The organism is Salinivibrio sp. IB282 (assembly GCF_001995685.1).
GTDB lineage: Bacteria > Pseudomonadota > Gammaproteobacteria > Enterobacterales > Vibrionaceae > Salinivibrio > Salinivibrio kushneri.
In genome coordinates this window covers 49,989-56,876 of record NZ_MUET01000013.1, presented here as the reverse complement: position 1 = coordinate 56,876, position 6,888 = coordinate 49,989, and the positions used below count along the sequence as shown (strand labels likewise).

Below are 6,888 nucleotides of genomic sequence, written 5' to 3'. Positions count from 1 at the left end.
GTCCATGATCCCGATGCGGCCCGTGATTATGCGGAAAAACTTAAAACCCTGGCGGACAAATACACCGATCAATTATTGGTGGTGATGCGCACCTATTTTGAGAAACCACGTACTGTGGTTGGTTGGAAAGGTCTCATCAATGACCCGCACCTTGACGGTAGCGGAGACATACGTGCAGGGCTATTCACCGCACGAGAGCTACTGTTAGATATCAACAAAATGGGTCTCCCGACCGCCACTGAATTCCTAGACATGATCACGGGTCAGTACATTGCCGACTTGATCAGCTGGGGCGCGATTGGTGCCCGTACCACGGAGTCACAAATCCATCGCGAGATGGCCTCTGCGCTATCGAGCCCGGTAGGATTTAAAAATGGCACTGACGGTAACATCCGTATTGCGGTCGATGCCATTCGCGCAAGCAGAGAGTCACACCTTTTCTGCTCGCCCGATAAAAATGGCAGCATGACCATTTATCGCACCGCAGGCAACCCAGATGGGCATGTCATTTTGCGAGGCGGTCATCAACCGAACTATGGCGCCGACGATGTGAAAGCCGCTGCGCAAACGCTGAGCGATTTCAAATTGCCTCGCAAGCTTGTGATAGACTTCAGCCACGGTAACTGCCAAAAACAGCATCGCCGCCAACTGGATGTGTGTGCCGATGTGGCTGAACAGATCCGTCATGGCGAACAAGCGATTGCTGGCATCATGGCTGAGAGCTTCTTACAAGAAGGTAATCAAGCCATGGGTAACGTCCAATCACGTGTTTATGGCCAGTCGATCACTGACCCCTGTCTGGGTTGGGCCGATACCGAGCGCTTGCTTGCACAACTGGCTGATGCCGTCGCGGCGCGCAACAACTCATAATGACTGACGATTTATCGGCGTGACTGACTCATGCCCCAATTAGGAAAAGACTATGCCTTCATTTGATATTGTCTCTGAAATTGACAACGTTGAGCTAAAAAACGCAGTGGATAATGCCAACCGAGAGCTTGCAACTCGCTTCGACTTTCGGGGTGTCGAGGCCAGCTTCGAACTTGATAAAGAAACCGTGAAAGTAACGGCTGAAGCAGATTTTCAGGTCAACCAAATGATGGACATGTTACGCAGTAACCTCGCCAAGCGTGGCGTTGACGCACGCGCAATGGAAACCCAAGACATGGTCCACTCTGGCAAAACCTTTTATCAACAAGTGAAGTTTAAAAACGGTATTGAAACGCCTGTCGCCAAGAAGATCACCAAAGCGATTAAAGATGCCAAGATGAAAGTGCAAACCCAGATTCAAGGCGAGCAAGTCCGTGTCACCGGCAAAAAGCGTGATGATCTACAGGCCGTGATTCAATTAATCAAGGAAAGTGACTTTGAGCAGCCTTTCCAATTTGAAAACTTTCGCGACTAACCCAAAGCCCTTTTATCGATACAATAAAAAACGGGCCTATTAGACTTAGGCCCGTTTTATCCGGCGGTACGTGTGTCGCTAAGCGCTTTTTCGTGACAACACTCGCACTGCGTTACTTGTACTTGCTTTTGATGGCCTCAAGCGTGCCATCTGCGGTCGCTTGGTCAATGCCCGCTTGTAGCTTTTCAATATAGCTGTCTGGCGTGTTGTTACTAAAGCTATAGTAGAGCTGAGACTCATCCAAGACATGAACCACTTCAAACTGGCTGGTATCAATATTGTTTTGGCTCATAATAAAGGCACTGACGTTTTCCTCGTAAGCCCACATATCGACACGGCCCGCCGCCAATTGTTTAGCGAGTAAATCCGCTTTTGGCGACAAGCGCAGCGCGTCTTCATCGACCCCCATTGAGCGTAACAAGTGCTCGCCGACGTCATCGCGTACAACGCCTACTTTATAATTGGCAAAGTCACTCGCATTGTCGATAGTGATCCCTTTACTTTTAGGCGCCCAGACCACAATTTTAGTGTCTGTAATCGGCCCAACCCATTTAAATTTATCTTCCCGTTCATCCGTCCGCGTGGTTGAAAACAGTACCGTATTGGGCTCAGACAGTGCTGTGGCATAACCACGGGCCCATGGCTGAATTTTCACTTGATCTCGGCTCACCGGATCGCCCGCTGCTTCTGTCGCAGCTTCGAGAAAATCAACCGCAATCCCCTTTAATTCACCGCGCTCTTCATAGTTGAACGGCGGATACACCTCAGTGATGTAATCCAGTTCGCCTAAGTTTGCAGCGACTGTGGTGGTTGAAAAAACCAGCAAGCTGGCGGCAATGAGTGACTTCATTGGACTACCTCTTTTAACCTTCCATTAAACATGCCTAGCCAACATTATTATTATTCGCTCGTACCAAATAGGGTAAGTGGCACCGAACAAGGCATGACCTTATCGCGATTCACTTACTACTTTTAGTGTAGTCAGCTTCCATATCCCGTGCGCAGTTTTGCTAGAGGTTGTGATCTAACTTCCGTTTTTTCTATACACAAACGTTTGAATAAAAAGACAAAAAAGAGCCCTTCAGCGCTGATTACGAATTTAAACGTGCCCTCATATGCCTCTGCCAAACCCGCACAATCAAGTAAAAAAGTTGAATTAGGTCACCATTCATGCCTAAACTTTGTCCCCAATTACAGCGTAGTTATGGGTTATCGCAGACCAACGCCGTTAAAGCGTTTCGCAAGGGATCATTTTTGCCACGAAGGCACCAGATAACGCCCAATACTCATCATCGACCTAATTAAAAGACAATATCGAGTCTGATCATTCATGAATAACCAAAAACGTCCTCTCTATATTCCCTATGCGGGACCGGCCTTGCTAGAAACACCATTGTTGAATAAAGGCAGCGCATTCAGCGTCGAAGAGCGTAAGTTTTTCAACCTCGAAGGCTTATTGCCTGACGCCATCGAAACAATCGAAGAACAGACGGAGCGCGCTTATCAGCAATATCAACGTTTCGAGAACGATATCGACAAGCATATTTATCTACGCAACATCCAAGATACCAACGAAACGCTTTTTTACCGGTTGGTTTCCAATCACATCACCGAGATGATGCCTATCATCTATACCCCGACAGTAGGGGCAGCCTGTGAGAACTTCTCCAATATCTATCGTCGAGGCCGCGGGCTTTTCATTTCCTACCCTAACCGTGATCGCATTGATGATGTGCTTAACAACGCATCACGTCACAACGTCAAAGTGATTGTGGTCACCGATGGGGAGCGTATTCTTGGCCTGGGCGATCAAGGCATTGGCGGCATGGGCATCCCGATTGGTAAGTTATCGCTTTACACGGCTTGTGGCGGGATTAGTCCAGCCTACACACTCCCGATCGTGCTGGATGTCGGTACCAACAACCCACAACGTCTTTCCGATCCCATGTACATGGGCTGGCGTCACACCCGTATCAGTGGACAAGAATACGATGCCTTTATTGAAGAGTTTATCCAAGCGGTGCAGCGTCGCTGGCCAGATGCCTTGATTCAATTTGAGGACTTTGCGCAAAAAAATGCTATGCCGATCCTGGAGCGCTATAAGGATCGCGTCTGCTGCTTTAATGACGATATTCAAGGCACCGCCGCGGTAACGGTTGGCTCCTTGATTGCGGCGTGTAAGGCGGCAGGCACCAAGCTCTCCGAACAACGCATCACATTTTTGGGCGCGGGATCAGCGGGCTGTGGTATTGCCGAAGCGATCATCGCGCAAATGGTCTCTGAAGGGATTTCCGACCAAGAAGCCCGCGCACGTGTCTACATGGTCGATCGCTGGGGACTGTTAATCGATGCCATGCCTAACTTACTCGACTTTCAGCAACGACTGGTGCAAAAGAGCGAGGCGCTCAGCCACTGGCAGTTAGAAGACAGTAACATTTCATTGCTCGATGTCGTGCGTAATGCGAAACCGACCGTGTTGGTCGGTGTCTCTGGCGCACCTGGATTATTTACCGARGACGTGGTGAAAGAAATGCATGCCAATTGCCCACGTCCTATTGTTTTCCCTCTCTCTAATCCGACCAGCCGTGTCGAGGCGACGCCCTTTGATATTCTGCGCTGGACAGAGGGTCAAGCACTGGTTGCCACCGGCAGCCCGTTCGAGCCAGTCCGTTTAGACAATGGCAAGACCTTTCCTATTGCACAATGTAATAACAGCTACATTTTCCCAGGCATCGGGCTGGGCGTGTTGGCCGTCGCCGCCTCCCGGGTGACAGATGGCATGCTGATGGCCTCGTCACGTGCTTTAGCTGAGTGCTCGCCGTTAGCGAAGCGTGGCACAGGCGCCCTACTACCATCGTTAGAAGATATCACTCAGGTATCAAAACGCATCGCGTTTGCGGTAGCAAAAGAAGCGATCACTGAGGGGGTGGCATCAGAACTGTCTGACGAGGCGCTTAAAAAGCGTATTGAAGAGAGCTTTTGGTCACCGCAATATCGTGCTTATAAACGGACCTCTTTTTAACGCGAACCTAACAGAAAAAAGCGTCTATCCAGGCGCTTTTTTTGCTATTATTCCACCTACTTGCCCGCACACGTAACCCCGAGTGCGGCTTAATGCTCGCAAAGGTAATAAAACGCACCATGGCTTTCCAGCGCCTTTTTCGTCAGGCGATTTTCACATTGATTGGGTTTACTGTGGTCACCGCTATCGTGATGGCTGCCAGTGATATCGCGATCACAGTTAACGCCAAAGGCCGGATCTATCAACACGCTGAGACGCTACCCGCTCGGCAAGTCGGCTTGGTTCTGGGAACCAGCAAGTACATTGGTAAAACCCCCAATCCTTATTACACCTACCGGATTGAAGCGGCGGAGTCGTTATACCATGCAGGTAAGATTCAGCACCTTTTGCTCAGTGGCGACAACGCGCACCGCTCGTATAATGAGCCTTGGACGATGAAGCGAGATTTACGTCAAGCAGGGATCCCAGAAGAGACAATTCACCTAGACTATGCTGGCTTTCGAACGCTGGACTCTGTTGTCCGTGCGAAAACCGTTTTCAGTTTGGCGCGCTACACCGTGATCAGCCAACAGTTTCATTGCGAGCGTGCGTTATTTCTCGCCGATGTAAACAATATTGATGCTATTTGTTACGCCGTACCGAGTCCGCAAGGCTGGGCAGGGGTCAAAATTCGCGCTAGGGAAGTATTAGCGAGAACCAAAGCGGTACTTGATAGCTTTATTCTCAACGTCAAACCCAAGTTTACCGGCCCCAAAGAGCCAATCAGTGGCGTCTCAACGTCGAAGGACTAACCCCAGTATCGACCAGTGCCGACCCAATCACAATTTTCACATTACTTTAATCATTTGTTTAAAAACCTGCCTGCAATCGATTAACACACTGACTATTTAGGCGTATATTAGCCGTCGCTTGACGGCCAGCTGCCACCCAAATGGCAGCAACCCTGTCCCTATCAAGCACCTAAAAACTCAAAGTAAAACATTATAAAAACACTCAATAACGTTTAAGAAAAGGACGCCCTATGGATGTGCAAACCCTTTCCTCCCGTGCGCCGGGGCTGGATAGAAAAGCGTGGATCTTGTTTGCTGACATTGCCCTGTTTTTCATCTTGTATAACACTCTGCCGTTTGAAACAGATGTCACAACCGGCCTGAGCCTACTGATATTCATTGCCGTGCTATGGCTGACTGAAGCGATTCATGTCAGCATCACCGCGATCCTGGTGCCCATTATGGCCGTCGCGCTTGGCGTGTTTGAAACACCCGCGGCGATGTCAAATTTTGCTAATCCCATCATTTTTCTCTTTCTCGGTGGCTTTGCCTTGGCAGCCGCGCTGCAAGCCCAAGGCCTCGATCAAGCCATCGCCAATAAAGTGCTCACGATTGCACAGGGAAAGATGTCGGTGGCCGTGATGACGMTGTTTGGGGTCACAGCCGCTCTATCCATGTGGATCAGTAACACCGCGACCACCGCCATGATGTTGCCACTGGTGTTAGGTATTTTACACAAGGTGAACAACCAAAAGGATCATGGCACTTATGTGTTTGTGCTCTTAGGTATTGCCTATTGCGCGAGCATCGGCGGCATAGCAACCATTGTTGGCAGCCCACCAAACGCAATAGCCGCCGCCGAAGCTGGACTTAGTTTTGCTGACTGGATGAAGCTAGGCCTGCCTGTCACTCTGATATTGCTCCCCGTCGCGGTTATCGTCTTGTATGCACTGACCAAGCCGAACCTTAACCACCGTTTTGAAGCGGATCAGCGTGACTTCACCTGGAGCACACCTCGCGTGATCACGCTTGTGATTTTCGCACTGACCGTCAGCGCTTGGATTTTCAGTAAACCATTGAATGCCATGCTCGGTGGCCTGAGCAAATTTGACACCATTGTGGCGTTATCTGCGATTGTCTTGCTGGGGGCGACGCGGGTTGTAAAATGGAAAGAAGTCGAAAAAACCGCTGACTGGGGCGTGCTGTTACTCTTCGGCGGCGGAATTTGCTTGAGCAATGTGCTCAAAGCAACCGGTACGAGTTTGTTTCTCGCCAACCACCTGAGCAATGCACTGACAGGATCTGGGCTATTTTTCACCATGCTAGGCGTGGTGGCATTCGTGATCTTCTTGACTGAGTTTGCGAGCAATACCGCCAGCGCCGCATTATTGGTACCGGTTTTTGCCACCATCGCCGAAGCATTGGGCGTGTCGCCAGTCGCACTTTCTGCGCTGATCGCGATTGCCGCGTCGTGTGCCTTTATGCTGCCCGTTGCTACGCCACCAAACGCCATTGTGTTTGGCTCAGGGCATATAGAGCAACGTGATATGATGCGTGTTGGCTTATATCTCAACATTGTTTGTATTGCGGTCTTGGCGATTTTCACTCGCCTATTCTGGTAATCACTCTCCCACTACCTGGTGTTTGCGCCAGGTAGTGTTTTTCACGCCTTATCGACCATCAAAATTGTT

The 6,888-nt window shown here is 49.9% G+C and carries 6 protein-coding genes; 5 read left to right on the top strand and 1 reads right to left on the bottom strand.

The annotated features are described in order from the left end of the window. A partial coding sequence (locus BZG14_RS04655; RefSeq protein ID WP_077608107.1) for a 3-deoxy-7-phosphoheptulonate synthase occupies positions 1-870 on the top strand: 870 nt, incomplete at its 5' end. Positions 871-922: 52 nt separating this feature from the next. Further along, positions 923-1,405 (top strand): YajQ family cyclic di-GMP-binding protein, encoded by a 483-nt coding sequence (locus BZG14_RS04650; protein ID WP_069362433.1) that lies wholly within the window; start codon positions 923-925, stop codon positions 1,403-1,405. A 112-nt stretch (positions 1,406-1,517) separates the two neighbouring features. Here BZG14_RS04650 and BZG14_RS04645 read toward each other — a convergent pair whose 3' ends face one another. Beyond that, on the bottom strand, positions 1,518-2,255 hold the full coding sequence (locus BZG14_RS04645; RefSeq protein ID WP_077458728.1) for a substrate-binding periplasmic protein: 738 nt from the start codon (positions 2,253-2,255) through the stop codon (positions 1,518-1,520). A 480-nt stretch (positions 2,256-2,735) separates the two neighbouring features. Here BZG14_RS04645 and BZG14_RS04640 point away from each other — a divergent pair, with 480 nt between their 5' ends. The 3 genes from BZG14_RS04640 to BZG14_RS04630 all read left to right on the top strand — a co-directional run bounded on the left by BZG14_RS04640 (position 2,736) and on the right by BZG14_RS04630 (position 6,819). Further along, positions 2,736-4,427, top strand: coding sequence for an NAD-dependent malic enzyme (locus BZG14_RS04640; protein WP_077608106.1), 1,692 nt, complete (start codon positions 2,736-2,738; stop codon positions 4,425-4,427). A gap of 119 nt (positions 4,428-4,546) precedes the next feature. Continuing rightward, on the top strand, positions 4,547-5,218 hold the full coding sequence (locus tag BZG14_RS04635) for a SanA/YdcF family protein (protein WP_077608105.1): 672 nt from the start codon (positions 4,547-4,549) through the stop codon (positions 5,216-5,218). Positions 5,219-5,448: 230 nt separating this feature from the next. Further along, positions 5,449-6,819 carry an SLC13 family permease gene (locus BZG14_RS04630; protein WP_077608104.1) on the top strand — a complete coding sequence of 457 codons (1,371 nt, stop codon included), beginning with the start codon at positions 5,449-5,451 and terminating at the stop codon, positions 6,817-6,819. The last annotated feature ends 69 nt before the right edge of the window (positions 6,820-6,888 follow it).

Bases quoted from the DNA above. Each gene is read 5' to 3' on its own strand.
- BZG14_RS04650 (WP_069362433.1), top strand. From the start codon at position 923: ATGCCTTCATTTGATATTGTCTCTGAAATTGACAACGTTGAGCTAAAA.
- BZG14_RS04635 (WP_077608105.1), top strand. From the start codon at position 4,547: ATGGCTTTCCAGCGCCTTTTTCGTCAGGCGATTTTCACATTGATTGGG.
- BZG14_RS04645 (WP_077458728.1), bottom strand. From the start codon at position 2,255: ATGAAGTCACTCATTGCCGCCAGCTTGCTGGTTTTTTCAACCACCACA.